This is a genomic window from Glutamicibacter endophyticus (assembly GCF_048457885.1).
Lineage (GTDB): Bacteria > Actinomycetota > Actinomycetes > Actinomycetales > Micrococcaceae > Glutamicibacter > Glutamicibacter endophyticus.
On the sequence record NZ_CP174200.1, the window covers coordinates 2148614 to 2164136 of the forward strand.

Here is a 15523-nt window from a genome sequence, read left to right on the forward strand (position 1 = left end):
GCGTTATTACCAAGAACGCAACGACCCAACGATTGAGGTGGAGACCATGACCCAGACCCCTATCAAGCCAACCGTCAGCGCCGATGAGATTGTCGACTCACAGGCCTGGAAGACCCTCAAGGCTTCCGCCAGCGAATTCCAGACCCTTCAGGTCAAGGACGGCTCGCTCGCCCCGGAGGCCGACCAGGCCCGCGCCGGCGAACTGATCGAACTGATCATCGGCGCCGTACAGGAACTCTCCGGCCACTTCGCCCACGACGAGGCCTACCTCACCGCCCTGGTCAAGGACCTAGCCGCGTGGAAGGACGCCGGATTCGGCGTGCCCGACTTCCTGGATTCGCTGGTGCAGTTCCAGCCGCAGACGCAGCGCGAAGATGGCCTGATGCACCTGGTGCTCTTCCCGATGTACACCCAGAACGGTTCGACCAACCGTCACCTCGAGGCCGTGCTGGTGCAGGTCATGTGGCCGGAGTTCATCGCGAACCTCGAGGCCGGTAGCTACAGCAACGGGCTGTTCGTGCCGCTGCGCTTCCTGGACTTCACCGCCGGCTACGACACCAACTCCGCCGTGCTCTTCCCGGAGTCCGTCGCCATCCGCGAAACCCCGTCCTTCACCTGGGGCGCAATCTTCCAGGACCGCGAAGCCGTGCGCTTCCGCAAGGTTCTGAAGGAGGCCTCGGCGATCACCAACCTGGAACTGCCGGCCGACGCCAGCCAGCTACTGGAAGATCAGCAACTGACCGAGGACACCTTCATCATGTGGGACCTCATCCATGACCGCACCCACATGCGTGGCGACCTGCCCTTCGATCCGTTCATGATCAAGCAGCGCATGCCGTTCTTCCTGTACTCGCTCGAGGAACTGCGTTGCGACCTGACCGCATTCCGCGAGTGCGTGAAGATCCACAACGACGCCAACGCCGACGAGCGCACCCGCCACACCGCCAAGCTGGTGCAGTACGCCGTGATCTTCGACCGGATCTTCCGCTTTGCCATCACCGGCAACCGCGTGCGTAACTACGACGGCCTCGGTGGCCAGCTGCTCTTCGCCTGGATGCACCAGAACCACGTGCTGCACTGGACCGACACCAAGCTGACCATCGATTGGGAGCAGGTTCCGGAGGTCGTTTCGGCCCTGGGCGACGCCATCGACGAGCTGTACTGGAAGTCCATCGACCGTCCGAAGCTGGCCCACTGGCTGGCCGCCTACGAGCTGGTCTCCGCCACCGTCACCCCGCACCCGGCCTCGGTCTGGGCCAAGGGTCCAGACGCCCTGCCGCTGACCGCTCCGCTGCGTGAAATCACCGACCAGGTGATGGACGACGAGTTCCCGCTGTCCATGTTCTACGAGGCACTGAGCAAGAAGATGAGCGAGACCATCGAGTCCACCCGTGGCATGTATGGTGCCAGCAGCATCTAATAGGATCAAACCATGAGCGAACCATCAAATGATTCACCGCTCGTGCTGATTGCCGGGGCCACCTCGCCGAGCGGGGTGGCCTCGGGTCGTGCACTGGCACAATCCGGAGCGCGGGTGCTGGCCGTGGGCAGCAACGCCGAACGGCTCAACGAGCGCCTCGATTTCGCCACCGGTCGTTACGTCTGCGACCTGGCCGACCCCGAGGCGGTGGCACAGTTAGCCGAGCAAATCCATCGCGAGCACGGGCCGATCGACGTGCTGTTGCACCTGGTCGGCGGGTGGCGCGGCGGCAAGGGCCTCGCCGGGCAGGACGATGCGGACTTCGCCTTCCTGACCCGACAGGTCCTGGGCACGCTGCGCAACACCACCAAGGCCTTCCATGAGGACCTGGTGGCCTCCAGCGCCGGCCGGCTGGCGATCATTAGCGCCGAGGCGGTGCAGAACCCCACCCCGTCGAACGCCAACTACGGTAGCGTCAAGGCGGCCGCCGAATACTGGCTGAATGCCGTCGCACGCCTCTTTAGCAAGCAGGCCCCGCAGTCCGCCGCCATCACCTGGGTGGTCAAGGCGCTGACCGATAAGACCAGCGACGCCCCGGCCGGCTTCACGCACGCCGATGCGGTCGGCGCCGCCGCCGTGGAACTGCTCGGCGCCGACGCGGCCAGCATCAACGGCGCCCGCGTGCACCTGCCCACTCTCTAAACCCCTTTGACAGGAGTCATCCCCATGACCTTGAGCCACGACACCGAGCTGCGCGGATTCGCCTCCGATAACTACTCCGGCGTTCACCCGGAAGTACTCGAGGCGATCGCACGCGCCAATGGTGGACACCAGATCGCCTACGGTGAGGATCAGTACACCGAGGCGCTGGATCAGCTGGCCCGCGACAGCTTCGGCCCGCAGGCGGCAATTTTCCCGGTGTTCAACGGCACCGGCGCCAACGTGACCGCACTGACCTCGCTGCTTCCGCGCTGGGGCGCGGTCATCTGCGCGAGCACCGCACATATTAACGTCGACGAAAACGGCGCCCCGGAACGCGTGGGCGGCATCAAGCTCCTGCAGGTCCCGACCCCGGACGGCAAGCTGACCCCGGAGCTGATCGATCAGGAAGCCTGGGGCTTCGGCGATGAGCACCGCGCCCAGCCGCTGGCCGTGTCGATCACCCAGGCCACCGAGCTGGGCACCGTCTACACCCCCGAGGAGATCGCCGCGATCACCGAGCACGCGCACGCCAAGGGCATGCTGGTGCACCTCGATGGGTCACGTCTGGCCAACGCCGCGGCGCATCTGGGCGTTGAGCTGCGCGAGCTGACCACCGATGTCGGCGTCGACATCGTTTCGCTGGGCGGCACCAAGAACGGGCTGCTGCTTGGCGAAGGCATTCTCACCCTCCGCGAGGATCTGGCCGCGGATATGAAGTACCTGCGCAAGATGAATATGCAGTTGGGCAGCAAGATGCGTTTCATCTCCGCCCAGCTGCTGGAACTCTATGGCACGGATCTGTGGAAGCGTTCGGCCTCGCACTCCAATGCGATGGCCGCGAAGCTCTCGGCCGCCGTCGAGCAGATCGACGGGGTGGAGCTGGTCTACCCCACGCAGGCCAATGGGGTCTTCGCTCAGGTGCCAAATGACGTGGCCGACACGCTGCGTGAATCCTTCCGTTTCTACGATTGGGATCGCGCCGCCGGGCACGTGCGCTGGATGTGCTCCTTCGACACCGCGGAGTCGGATGTGGATGCCTTCATCGCCAAGCTCGGCGAGCTCATGGCGGCCCACAACGCCCACTGAGTAGGCCTTAGCAACAGGCGCATCGGCGTGCCGCATTCCTGACCGAGTGCGGCACGCTTACACTCAACATGTGAGTGAACTTCCCCGTGCAGCCAGCATTCCCGCGGTGTTTTCCGACGCCGTGGCCGATTTGGCGCGCGCCGATCTTCGCCGCGAATTGCACATCACGAAAATACCGGCCCCCGGCAAGCTCGCACCCTTTGCGCTGGCCCTGAGTGCCGACGTGTACGCCACCGAACGCAACACACGCCAGCACACCCCGATCTTGCCAGCCTCCGAACAATTAGCCACCGGGCGCTTCGTCCTGCTTTATGACCCGCAACCGGTCGAGCTGTGGGAAGGCAACTTCCGCGTGGTCAGCTACATTCGGGCGAGCCTCGACGAAGACATGGGCCAAGATCCGCTGCTGGCCTCCGTGGCCTGGAGCTGGCTCGAAGAAGCACTCGAAGGACGCGGGGCACAGTACCGCGCGGCCGGCGGGACCGCCACCCGGGTGATGAACGAGTCCTTTGGCAACCTCGCCGGGCGGAGCGACAGCATCGACATTGAACTGCGCGCCTCGTGGACACCGACCGACCAGATGCTCGGGCACCACCTGAGCGGGTGGGCCGATATGGTCGGCACCTTTGCCGGGTTGCCGCCACTGCCCCAGGGCGTCCAGCAACTACCGCGTCGCCTCAGCTAGCACGGGGCGCAACAGGCCTAGAATGGAAGAGATGAGTAGCTCCGAATCTTCCACGCCGCCGGCCGATCTAACCCCCTTGAACCGCCCGAGCGAGGGCATCCCCGAGGTTATTAACACCCCGGCCGGCCTACGCCGTGCCGTGCGTACCCTGCATGAGGGTAGCGGAGACTTAGCCGTGGACACCGAGCGAGCCAGCGGCTTTCGCTATGGTCAGCGCGCCTTCCTTATCCAGATCCGCCGCCCCGGTGCCGGCACCTGGCTCATCGATCCCGAGGCCCTCGAAGATCTCGAGGTGCTACAGGAGTTCATGAACGAGCAGAGCTGGATTCTGCACGCGGCCAGCCAGGATCTGCCCTGTCTGCACGAACTGGGCCTGTACCCCGTCGAGCTCTATGACACCGAATTGGCGGGGCGTTTGGCCGGCATGCCCCGCGTCGGGCTGGGCACCATGGTGGCCGAGCTGCTCGGCATTGAACTGGCCAAAGAACATTCGGCGGTGGACTGGTCCACCCGCCCGTTGCCCGAGTCCTGGCTGAGCTATGCGGCGCTGGACGTTGAGGTGCTCCACGAGCTACGCGATGCGATCGCCAAGGTGCTCGAGGAACAGGGCAAAACGGAGTATGCCCGCCAAGAGTTTGAATTTGCGCGCACCATGCCAGATCCCCAGCCGTCCGACGAACCGTGGCGCAAGTTGCCGGGTCTGGCCCGGATCAAGCGCCGCAAGCAACTTGCCGTGGCCCGTGAGCTGTGGCTGGCCCGCGACGCCCTGGCCCGTAGCCGCGATGTCGCCCCCGGTAAGCTCCTGAACGACAAGGCCATTATGGCTACGTTGCCCCAGCCGCCGCGCTCGGTTCCGGCGCTGCTACAGATCAATGGCTTCCATGGCCGCAGCGCCAAACGCGATGCACCGCGCTGGCTCGAGGCCATCGGGCGCGGGCTTGCCTCCACCGATTTGCCCGAGCCGAGCGTCAACCGCGGGATGCCACAAAATGTGCGCTCCTGGGGCGATAAGAACCCGAAGGCCGCCGAACGTCTCGGTCAGGCTCGCCAGGTTCTCGCCGAACTCTCGGAGCAGGTGCAGATTCCCACCGAAAACCTGCTCACCCCGCGCTTCCTGCGTCAGCTGTGCTGGGACGCCAGCGACGGCATGCAGGTCGAGGAGGTCGCAGAATTTCTGCGCAACCTCGGGGCCCGCGAGTGGCAGATCGAACTGGTGGCTTCCCCGCTGGCCGAGGCCCTGAGTAGCTGATTCTCCGGGTGCGCCGAGGGCTACTTGCACAACAAGTTACTCATTAGTAACCTATGGTATGAGTCACAGTGATGTGGACCATACCTACAACCCGCAAGGAGCCTGACGGTGAGTGCAAACACCCCGGTAGCCCATGACTCGCTCGCAGCGCGCGACGTCGTCTTCATCGATGGGGTACGTACCCCCTTCGGCAAGGCCGGCGAGAAGGGGATCTATCACGGAACCCGTGCCGACGATCTGGCAGTGAAGGCCGTCAAGGCCCTACTCAAGCGCAACCCCGAGGTGCCGGCCGAGCGCATCGACGAAGTCGCGATGGCCGCCACCACGCAGACTGGAGACCAGGGGCTCACCATTGGGCGTACCGTAGGCCTGCTCTCCGGCCTACCCAAGTCGGTCCCCGGCTTCGCCATCGACCGGATGTGTGCCGGGGCCATGACCGCGGTGACCAGCACCGCCGGTGGCATCGCCTTCGGCGCCTACGACGTTGTGATCGCCGGTGGCGTCGAGCATATGGGCAATCACCCCATGGGTGAGGGCGCCGACCCCAACCCCCGCTTCCTCTCCGAGAAGATCGTCGACCCGCAGGCGCTGAACATGGGCAACACCGCCGAGAACCTGCACGATCGCTTCCCGGCCATCACCAAGGAACGCGCCGACCGCTACGCCGTGGCCTCCCAGGCCAAACTCGCCGCGGCCTACGAAAAGGGCCAGATCCAGCCCGACCTGACCCCGGTCGCCGCCAAACGGCCCGGCGAAGGCTGGATGCTGAACACCGTCGACGAGCCACCACGCCCGGGTACCACCCTCGAAGATCTAGCCCAGCTGCGCACCCCCTTCCGCGCGCACGGACATGTCACCGCCGGCAACGCCGCAGGCCTTAACGACGGTGCCACCGCCGCCCTGCTGACCAGCGGCGCCGCAGCCCGCGAACTGGGACTAAGCCCGAAGATGCGCATGGTCTCCTTCTCCTTCGCCGGCGTGGAGCCCGACGTGATGGGCTACGGCCCGGTCCCGGCCACCGAAAAGGCCCTGGCCCAGGCCGGACTGAGCATCGATGACATCGGACTGTTCGAAATCAATGAAGCCTTCGCCGTGCAGGTGTTGTCCTTCCTGGACTACTACGGCATCGACCAAGATGACCCCCGGGTCAACCGCTACGGTGGCGCCATTGCCATCGGCCACCCGCTGGCTTCCTCCGGCGTGCGCCTGATGACCCAGCTGGCCCGCCAGTTCGCCGAGGATCCCTCGGTCCGCTACGGCGTGACCACCATGTGCATCGGCCTGGGTATGGGCGGCACCGTGATCTGGGAGAACCCGAACCACAAAGACTTTGGCAGCAAGGCCTAGGAGAAAGAGACCATGACTCAAGAATTCACGGCGCTGGCCGAACTCATGCACGACGAGGTCATCACCCATTCGCTCACCCGCGACATCACCCTAGCCAGCGGCAAGAAACTCGTCCTCCTCACCCTGGATAACGGGCTTGATCACCGCAAGCCCTCGACGCTGGGGCCCAATACGCTGCTGGAACTCAAGGCCACGCTCACCGCGCTGAGCGAACGAGCCGCCGCCGGTGAGATCGACGCCGTCGCCATCACCGGCAAGCCCTACTTCCTGGTGGCCGGCGCGGACCTGTCGGCGGTGCAGCGACTCAACGATCCGCAGGCCGCCACCGCCATGGCAACCCTGGGACACCAGACCTACGACCTGCTGGCCGACCTCGGCGTACCGACCTTCGCGCTGATCAATGGGCTCTCCCTCGGCGGCGGGCTGGAGATCGCGCTGGCCTGCACTTACCGCACCGTCTCGCGCTCCGCCGGCGCCCTGGGGCTACCCGAGTCCTTCCTCGGCCTCATCCCGGGCTGGGCCGGAATCTACCGGTTGCCGCGCCTCATCGGCCCCGAGGCCGCCATGAAAGTCATCATCAACAACCCGTGGAGCAACAATCGCACGCTGTCCGGCGCCGAAGCCTACGAGCTGGGCATCGCCGATGCGCTCTACGACAGTGCGGACTTCCTGGAGCGTTCGCTCGAGTTCGCCGACGAGGTTCTCACCGGGCGCCGCGAGGTGACCCGCCCCAACGCCGTGGACCCGGCCGACGAGGCCGTCGCGCAGCGCTTTGTGGCCGCCGCCGATCAGGCACAGGCATTTATCGACGCAAAGCTCGGCGGAGCCGCACCGGCACCCTATAAGGCGCTTGAGGTGTTCCGTCAGGGCATCGGACGCACCCAAAAGGAATCGGCGCAGTTGGAAATCGCCGCCTTGACCGAGCTCATGGGCACCAACGAATTCCGCAACACCATCTACGCCTTTCTCGATCTGGTCCAGAAGCGCGGCAAGCGCCCGGTGGGTGCACCGAGCTCGAAGTTGGCCCGCCCGGTCACCAAGGTCGGCGTGGTAGGTGCCGGGTTGATGGCTTCACAGCTGGCCCTGCTCTTCGTCCGCCGACTCAGCGTGCCGGTGGTCATCACCGACCTGGACCAGTCACGTGTGGATAAGGGCCTGGCCTACATCCACGGTGAGCTGGACAAGCTTCAGGCCAAGGGCCGGATGAGCCAGGATAAGGTCAATCGGGCCAAGGCTCTGGTGAGCGGCTCGATCAGCAAGGAAGCCTTCTCCGACGCCGATTTCGTCATCGAGGCCGTTTTCGAGGAATTGACGGTCAAGCAGCAGGTCTTCGCCGAAGTGGAGGCCGTGGTCTCCAGTGAGTGCATTCTGGCCACCAACACCTCCTCGCTGTCGGTCACCGAAATGGGACGAAATCTCAAGCATCCAGAGCGCCTCGTTGGTTTCCACTTCTTCAACCCGGTGGCCGTGATGCCGCTTCTGGAAATCGCCTCGACGCAGTGGACCGACGAGTCCACCGTGGCCACCGCCTTTGCCCTGGGTAAGGCACTGCGCAAGACCTGCATCCGCTCGGCCGACGCCGCGGCCTTTATCGTCAACCGCGTGCTGTTGCGCCTGATGAGTGAGGTGCAGGCGGCCTTTGATGAAGGTACCGACGCCAAAACCGCGGACAACGCGCTGGCTCCGATGGGCCTGCCGATGACCCCGTTCACCCTGCTGGCCATGGTTGGCCTGCCGGTGGCCCAGCACGTCACCGAGTCCTTGCACGCGGCCTTCGGCGAGCGCTTCAAGGTCTCGGCCAATGTGCAGCACTTGATTGACGCGAAGGTCACCAAGGTATGGATCAAGGACGAGCAGGGTCAGCAGCAGTTGAACCCGGAGGCCGTCGCCGTCATCGAACAAGGTGAGCAGCCCTCGAGCGCCGAGCAGATTCTGCTGCGCGTGCAGGACGCGCTGGCCGAGGAAATCGGCTTGATGCTCGCCGAGGGTGTCGTCGCCGAGCCTCAGGATGTGGATCTGGCCATGATTACCGGTGCCGGTTGGCCGATGCATCTCGGTGGCATCACCCCGTACCTGGATCAGGTGGGAGCCTCCGAACGCGTCAACGGACGAAAGTTCCACGGCTAACAGCCCCTAACGGCCCGTGGGCGCTCACGCACTGAGTTTGCGTGAGCGCCCACGGTCTTTTTGGCACATAGTGCGGTCATAGCTTGATCTGCAAGAATATGCCCATGAGCGAAACTTCCCTTCCCAATCGGCGCACGGTCGTGGGCGTCGGAGCAGCACTCGGTGGTAGCGCCCTGCTGGCCGCCTGTGGAGATGGCCATTCGGCCGCTCCCGTCAACTCCCCCAGCACCGTACCCGAGCCAACCGGCCAGGGCCAGGCCCTGCTGACCCTAGCGGACTTGCCCGTGGGCTCGCGGGCCTCGGCGGTCGCCTCGGGGGCCAATGGTTCCGAGGTTGGCGTCTTGCTCTTCCGCCCGAGCGAGGATTCCGTACTGGCCTACACCAATGTGTGCACCCATCAGGGTTGCGCGGTCAGTAGCGACGCACCCTCGGGCGAGGATTTCTACTGTGCATGCCACGGCTCGCAGTTCTCCCCCGCCGATGGCACCGCCACCCACGGACCGGCAAAGGCCGCCTTGGCCCGATTCGCCACCAAAATTGAGGGCGACGAAATCCTGGTTTTCATACCCAAGGATGCTATCTAGCACGCAGCCACCGAGGTATAGAGAATGCCGGGCAGTCACCACATCTGGTGGCTGCCCGGCAATCGCTGTGTCACTGGAGTGTTAGAACAGCGCGATTTTCTCGGCAGGCGGGAAAATCTCGTCCAGTTCAATACGCTCGATGTCGCTCGGCACCCACTTAATGGCCTGGGCGTTAGCACGCACCTGCTCGACGCGAGTGGCTCCGGCGATCACCGAGGCCACCGGCGACTGCGCGGCCAGCCAACAGAAGGCCAGTTCCGCCGGGGTGAGGTCACGGGCGCGGGCAAAGGCGGCAAACTTCTCGAGCTGCTCGAAATCGGTGTCGTGAAGCAGGTTCTGCCGCGAGTGGGTGAGCCGAGAGCCCTCAGGAGCCGAACCCTGGGAGTATTTGCCGGTTAGCAGCCCATTGGCCAGCGGGAAGTAGGGCAGTACCCCGAGGCCAAATTCGTGGGCGGCCGGCAGCACCTCCAGCTCGGCCCGACGGTCGATGAGGTTGTAGTGGTTTTGCGCCGAGATAAAGCGGGAGGTTCCCAGCTGGCGGGCCACGTATTCGGCCTGGGCGATCTGCCACCCGGTCTGGTTGGAGTGTCCGATGTAGCGCACCTTGCCGCTGCGCACGAGGTCGTCCAAAGTCTGCAGGGTTTCATCCACCGGGGTTAGCCCGTCGGGGCTGTGATACTGATACAGGTCAATGTAGTCGGTGCCCAAGCGGCGAAGCGATGCTTCGACGGCTTTCATGATGTAGCGCCTGGAACCGCGAGCACCATAATCTGGCCCGTTGACGCCCTGCATGTCCAGTCCGAATTTCGTGGCTACGATGACATCCTCACGGTGCGATCCAAGTGCCGCACCGAGCCGTTGTTCGGAAAGCCCGGGCTCCCGGCCGTACATGTCGGCCACGTCGAAGAACGTAATCCCCGCATCGAGGGCGGCATGAATCAATTCATTGGTGCCCTCTTGCGATTCGGTAGCGGTCCCCGCGCGCCCAAGGTTATTACAGCCCAGACCCACCACGGATACTGTGAGCCCGCTGCGTCCCAATCGTCGAAATTCCACGATTTCTCCTTATCACTCTCGTAAGGTCTTAACCTTTGCCGACCAATAGGAACTACGCTATCGGTAGATGCCTTGATAGTTCACTTTTTGGCACACGATTCACACCATTGCATATTTATCCATTAGGATGTGACCATGTCTAAAGTCCTCACCTCCCTCCCCGTCGGCGAACGCGTCGGCATCGCATTTTCCGGCGGTCTCGACACCTCGGTGGCCGTGGCCTGGATGCGCGATAAGGGTGCCATCCCCTACACCTACACCGGCGACCTCGGCCAGTACGACGAGCCGAATATCGATGCCGTTCCGGGCCGCGCTCTGGAATACGGCGCCGAGGCTTCGCGCCTGGTCGACTGCAAGCCCGCGCTGGTCGAAGAGGGCTTCGCGGCTCTGGCCTGCGGTGCCTTCCATATCCGTTCGGGCGGCAAGTCCTACTTCAATACCACCCCGCTGGGCCGCGCCGTTACCGGCACGCTGCTGGTACGCGCCATGCGTGAGGACGGGGTCGATGTCTGGGGCGATGGCTCCACCTACAAGGGCAATGACATCGAACGCTTCTACCGTTACGGGCTGATGGCCAACCCGAAGCTGCGTATTTACAAGCCATGGCTGGACCCGCAGTTCGTCGCCGAGCTGGGCGGACGAGCGGAAATGAGCGAGTGGCTGCAGGCCCACGGCTTCCCATACCGCGATTCGGCAGAAAAGGCCTACTCCACCGACGCCAACATCTGGGGTGCAACCCACGAGGCCAAGACCCTCGAACTGCTGAACACCTCGCTGGAAGCCGTCGAGCCGATCATGGGTGTGAAGTACTGGGACGAGTCGGTCGAGGTCAAGGCCGAGGATGTATCGGTCACCTTCGCCGCCGGTCGCCCGGTGGCCATCAATGGCCAGGAATTCTCCGACGCCGTCGCACTGGTCGATGAGGCCAACCGGATCGGTGGCCGTCACGGCCTGGGCATGAGCGATCAGATCGAAAACCGCATCATCGAAGCCAAGTCGCGTGGCATCTACGAGGCACCGGGCATGGCCCTGCTGTTCATCGCCTACGAGCGCCTCGTCAATGCGATCCACAACGAAGACACCGTGGCCAGCTACCACAACGAGGGCCGTCGCCTCGGCCGCCTGATGTATGAGGGTCGCTGGCTGGACCCGCAGGCACTGATGCTCCGCGAATCCATCCAGCGCTGGGTTGGCTCGGCCATTTCCGGTACCGTCACCCTGCGCCTGCGCCGCGGCGACGACTACACGATCTTGGACACCACCGGCGAGAACCTCAGCTACCACCCGGACAAGCTGTCCATGGAGCGCGTGGGCGACGCCGCCTTCGGCCCGCTGGACCGCATTGGCCAGCTGACCATGCGTAACCTGGACATCGCCGATTCGCGCGGCCGCCTGGAGCAGTACGCCAAGGCCGGTCTCGTCGGCGGGCACACCGCCGAGCTGGTCGGCACGCTGGAGGCCGGCGGCGCCGAGGCCATCGCCGAGGCCGCCCCGGTCGATGGCGATTCCTTGGCCGTGGACCGTTCGTTGGAGGCCGCAGCTTTCGATAGCGGCACCGACTAGTCACGGCTCGCACCGAGTAACTAAAAAGGTCGCCGTATCCCGAGCAATCGGGATGCGGCGACCTTTACTGTATCAGCGGCCAACGCGCGTGGCGCGGTGCGCGACGGAACTACGTCAGCAGGCGCGAGAGTCCGCTTATGGCAAAGGTAAAACCAACGATCGAGAGCATGCGCAGCACGAGCACCACGCGCGCCCCGGCCCGGGTAGCCGTCGGTTGATAAAGTTCGCGAATCAGCCAACATAGAAGGGCTAGGGCTACACCGGCTAGGGCACCATTGGCGGCCGGAAGCTGCAGTAGCCCCTCAAGACCCAGCGCCACGACCGCGGCAATACCGGCTTGAAAGATCAGGTGCAGCGGTAGTCGGCTGGCACCAACCTGAGCTTGCTTGCGCTTCGCCCCGGCACCGCGGTCCTGTCCGTCCTGGGGAATCATGGGTGGAAAGTCCTCAAGTCAGTTCGTGTCGTCGTCCGGCGCGCTTAGCTCAGCGAGAACGGCTTGGCCGGCGTCGGATGCACCATTTTGGCGTGCTCAAGATCTGCGTACCCGGCGGTGGCGATGCTCATCTTGGTGAAGTCGAGCTTGGCCTCGCGGATGCAGGTCTTGATCGCGGCCACGGCCTTTTTCGGAGCAGGCGTCAGCACCCGAATGTTCAGCTTGTAGGCGGCAAAATCCGAGGATTCAACGGTGCCCAGCCCACGCCACGCGAGGTGACCGGTCAACGCCTCGCTGGCCTTACGCTGCAAGTAGCGATCGCGTTCGGTGCCGTCCTTGGACTTCAGCGCATACTGCACGATGACCCAAGACTGCTCCTCGGCAGGGATCTCGGCGTAGCCGTCTTCGGCGCACTGCTGAAGAAAACCGGCGAAGAGTTCGTCGGCACGTTCCGCCTCGACGTCCACGGATTGGTTGGTGCTGGACATATGCCCCACCGACCCGTGATTCAGCACGAACTGGCCGAGCTCTTCGTTTTCGAACTGCTGGTACCAGGCTTCGCGAAAGTGCAATTCGCCTTTGTCATCGGTGCGGTACGTGCGGATAATCGCCATCAGTATTAGTCCTTCGCTACGTTAGTGTCGCGTGCGTCAAAATTAGCGGCACGCTGCCGCCACTGAGCACGGTAGGAGTGGTTGAACGGCGGCCGGTCGTCCGCTAGACCCTGCAGTAGGCCCTCGGCGGTCTGCCGTAGGCTGAGCTGCAAGTTCCGCGGATAGCCCATCTGCGCCGCGTGCTCGGTAAATTCGTCTTCGTCGTCAAGGAACACACCGCGGGTGCGTGAGCGGATGGCATCGAGATCCATGTCGATGGAGTTCAGTTCCCATCCCCCGGACTTCAGCGGGGCCCAACCGACCGAGGTGGACAGGTCGATGTATACGTCGAAATCTTCCTGCGCGCTGTCGTAGAGCGTCGCGACCCAGCTTTCCCCGCGTGGAATCAGGCAAAGGGCATCGCTGGCGGCCAGGTGGGCACTGCCCGGGCGTGCCACGAGCGAGCCGGCCGGTTGATGAATCCAGTGCCCGTATTCATCGGCGCCCAGGTAGTAGCCGGGAACAACCCAGTGCGGGGTGCCATCGAATTTCCAGGCCCGCGCCACCACGAAGTCGCCGTACTGGGCGTGCGGCTCATCCTGCAGGTGCGCGAGAAAGGACTCTCGTTCTTGGGTCATAGCTTGGGAATCTGTCCGGTGGGCAGATCCTGCCCCGGTAGCGGGCGGGCGAAGGGCACCTTGGTGCCTAGAACTTGGGCGAGGGTGTCCTGGGCAACCTGTTGGGCGGTGAGCCCAACGCGCTCGAGCACCTCGGCCCGGGTACCGTGGGCCAGGAATTCGGTGGGTAGACCTACCTCGTTCAGCGCGGTATCTACCCCGGCTGCACGCATTTCGGTGCGTAGGCGGGAGCCAATGCCACCAACACGCACCCCGTCCTCGATGCACACGACAATGCGGTGACGGGCCGCGAGCGAGACCACGGACTTCGGCATGGGCAACACCCAGCGCGGGTCGACCACGGTCACCGAAACGCCCTGACTGTTCAGTCGACGGGCTACATCCAGTGACAACTCGGCCATGGCGCCCACCGATACGATCAGCACGTCGGGGGCGGCGCGGTCACCGAGCCGGGCCAATACGTCCACTCCGTCGGGCAGCCGGTCCACGGCATTGACGGGTTCACCCACGCTGCCCTTGGAGAAACGCACCACACTGGGGGCGTCATCGATCTGCAGCGACTCGCGCAGTTCCTCGCGCAACCGGTCGGCGTCACGCGGAGCGGCCAGATGCAGATTCGGAATAATCTGGGTCAACGCCATATCCCACATGCCGTGGTGGCTGGCGCCGTCGGGGCCGGTCACACCGGCGCGGTCGAGCACGATGGTCACCCCGGCCTTGTGCAACGCCACGTCCATCAGCAGCTGATCGAAGGCGCGGTTCAGGAAGGTCGCGTAGACGCAGACCACCGGGTGCAGTCCCCCGAAGGCCAGGCCTGCGGCGGTGGTCATGGCGTGCTGTTCGGCGATGCCGACGTCGATCACGCGATCCGGGTGGCGTTCGGCCATGGTTTTAAGACCGACCGGCTGCAACATGGCGCCGGTGATGGCCACAATATCCTCGCGCTCGTCGGCTACCGCAGCGATTTCCTCGCCAAATACGCTGGTCCAGCTCTGTGCGGAGCTGGAGGCGACCGGCACCCCGGTTTCCGGGTCGATCACACCCACGGCGTGGAATTGGTCGGCCTCGTCGGCCCGTGCCGGGGCGTAGCCGTGGCCCTTCTCGGTCAGCGCATGGACGAGCACCGGCCCGCCGTAGTTTTTCGCCTGTAGCAGTGCTTCTTCAACGGCGCTCTGGTTGTGCCCGTCGATCGGGCCAATGTATTTGAGGCCAAGATCCTCGAACAACCCCTGCGGAGCCCACCAGTCTTTAATGCCCTTCTTGGTGGCATGCAGGGATTTGTAGGTGAAGTTCCCGACCGGTCCGGAATCACGCAATTTGCTCTTGAGCTTATCCATCGCGTTTTCGTAGGCCGGGTGTGTGCGTACCCGATCCAATTGCTGGCGAAGCCCGGCGAGTTGGTTAGCCAGGCCGCCGATCGTCGGAGCGTAGGAGCGGCCGTTGTCATTGACGACAATCACGGCCTTGCGGGATTTGTCGGCGGCAATGTTGTTCACCGCTTCCCAGGCCATGCCACCGGTCAGCGCGCCGTCGCCTACGAGCGCTACCGCCCACCGGTCTTGCTCGCCACGTAGCGCCCGGGCGCGCGAGATTCCGTCGATCCAAGAAAGGGAGGAGGAGGCGTGGGAGGACTCGACAATATCGTGTTCGGATTCGGCCCGCTCGGGGTATCCCGACAGACCGCCTTGTTTGCGCAACGTGTCGAAGTTCTGGCGACCGGTTACAAGTTTGTGCACATAGGACTGGTGTCCGGTATCGAAGACGATGGAATCACGCGGCGAATCGAAGATCCGGTGAATTCCTAGGGTCAGCTCCACAACCCCGAGGTTGGGTCCTAAGTGTCCACCGGTGCGCGCCACATTGGCGATGAGAAAACCGCGGATTTCCTCGGCCAGCTCGTGTAGCTGTTCCGGGGTGAGGGCGCGCAAATCTGCGGGCTTGTTGATGGTCTTGAGCAAAGACACGTAGTTCCCCTTCACCTCGTGCACCTCGCGCGGCGTGCACCCCGCGAATCTTCTAGTATAGACCGGCACGTCTACC

At 64.2% G+C, this 15523-nt stretch carries 14 protein-coding genes; 9 read left to right on the top strand and 5 right to left on the bottom strand.

The genetic code is table 11. From position 1 onward, the window contains the following. Positions 1–46 precede the first annotated feature (46 nt). The 8 genes from ACJD00_RS10045 to ACJD00_RS10080 all read left to right on the top strand — a co-directional run bounded on the left by ACJD00_RS10045 (position 47) and on the right by ACJD00_RS10080 (position 9200). Complete coding sequence (locus ACJD00_RS10045; RefSeq protein WP_418906895.1) at positions 47–1420, top strand: DUF6421 family protein; 1374 nt, start codon at positions 47–49, stop codon at positions 1418–1420. 12 nt (positions 1421–1432) lie between these two features. Continuing rightward, positions 1433–2122: an SDR family NAD(P)-dependent oxidoreductase gene (locus tag ACJD00_RS10050; protein WP_418906896.1), complete on the top strand. Its 690-nt coding sequence runs from the start codon at positions 1433–1435 to the stop codon at positions 2120–2122. 24 nt (positions 2123–2146) lie between these two features. Then, positions 2147–3208: a threonine aldolase family protein gene (locus ACJD00_RS10055; protein WP_418906897.1), complete on the top strand. Its 1062-nt coding sequence runs from the start codon at positions 2147–2149 to the stop codon at positions 3206–3208. Between the two features lie 70 nt (positions 3209–3278). Then, on the top strand, positions 3279–3893 hold the full coding sequence (locus ACJD00_RS10060; RefSeq protein ID WP_418906898.1) for a DUF3000 domain-containing protein: 615 nt from the start codon (positions 3279–3281) through the stop codon (positions 3891–3893). A 31-nt stretch (positions 3894–3924) separates the two neighbouring features. Next, the gene (locus tag ACJD00_RS10065) at positions 3925–5142 is read left to right on the top strand and encodes an HRDC domain-containing protein (RefSeq protein ID WP_418906899.1); all 1218 of its coding nucleotides are present in this window, start codon (positions 3925–3927) and stop codon (positions 5140–5142) included. A gap of 108 nt (positions 5143–5250) precedes the next feature. Continuing rightward, positions 5251–6489: a thiolase family protein gene (locus ACJD00_RS10070; protein WP_309406656.1), complete on the top strand. Its 1239-nt coding sequence runs from the start codon at positions 5251–5253 to the stop codon at positions 6487–6489. A 12-nt stretch (positions 6490–6501) separates the two neighbouring features. Then, positions 6502–8616, top strand: coding sequence for a 3-hydroxyacyl-CoA dehydrogenase NAD-binding domain-containing protein (locus ACJD00_RS10075; protein WP_418906900.1), 2115 nt, complete (start codon positions 6502–6504; stop codon positions 8614–8616). Between the two features lie 104 nt (positions 8617–8720). Continuing rightward, complete coding sequence (locus ACJD00_RS10080) at positions 8721–9200, top strand: Rieske (2Fe-2S) protein (protein WP_418906901.1); 480 nt, start codon at positions 8721–8723, stop codon at positions 9198–9200. A gap of 81 nt (positions 9201–9281) precedes the next feature. Here ACJD00_RS10080 and ACJD00_RS10085 read toward each other — a convergent pair whose 3' ends face one another. Next, positions 9282–10259 (bottom strand): aldo/keto reductase, encoded by a 978-nt coding sequence (locus ACJD00_RS10085; protein WP_418909328.1) that lies wholly within the window; start codon positions 10257–10259, stop codon positions 9282–9284. 132 nt (positions 10260–10391) lie between these two features. Between ACJD00_RS10085 and argG the strand changes: the two genes are divergently transcribed. After that, positions 10392–11819, top strand: coding sequence for an argininosuccinate synthase (argG, locus tag ACJD00_RS10090; protein WP_418906902.1), 1428 nt, complete (start codon positions 10392–10394; stop codon positions 11817–11819). 109 nt (positions 11820–11928) lie between these two features. Here the strand turns inward: argG and ACJD00_RS10095 are convergent, their stop codons facing one another. Genes ACJD00_RS10095 through dxs form a run of 4 tightly spaced genes read right to left on the bottom strand, consistent with a single transcriptional unit; the run spans position 11929 to position 15447 of the window. Next, positions 11929–12252, bottom strand: a complete 324-nt coding sequence (locus ACJD00_RS10095) for a hypothetical protein (protein WP_309406649.1) — start codon at positions 12250–12252, stop codon at positions 11929–11931. Between the two features lie 44 nt (positions 12253–12296). Further along, positions 12297–12866 carry a hypothetical protein gene (locus tag ACJD00_RS10100; RefSeq protein WP_418906903.1) on the bottom strand — a complete coding sequence of 190 codons (570 nt, stop codon included), beginning with the start codon at positions 12864–12866 and terminating at the stop codon, positions 12297–12299. Positions 12867–12871: 5 nt separating this feature from the next. Then, a complete protein-coding gene (locus ACJD00_RS10105; RefSeq protein WP_418906904.1) occupies positions 12872–13483 on the bottom strand; it encodes a DUF402 domain-containing protein in 612 nt (203 codons plus the stop codon). After that, entirely contained in the window at positions 13480–15447 is a 1968-nt protein-coding gene (dxs, locus tag ACJD00_RS10110; RefSeq protein ID WP_418906905.1) for a 1-deoxy-D-xylulose-5-phosphate synthase, read from the bottom strand. Before dxs ends, ACJD00_RS10105 begins: the two co-directional genes overlap by 4 nt. Positions 15448–15523: the final 76 nt, after the last annotated feature.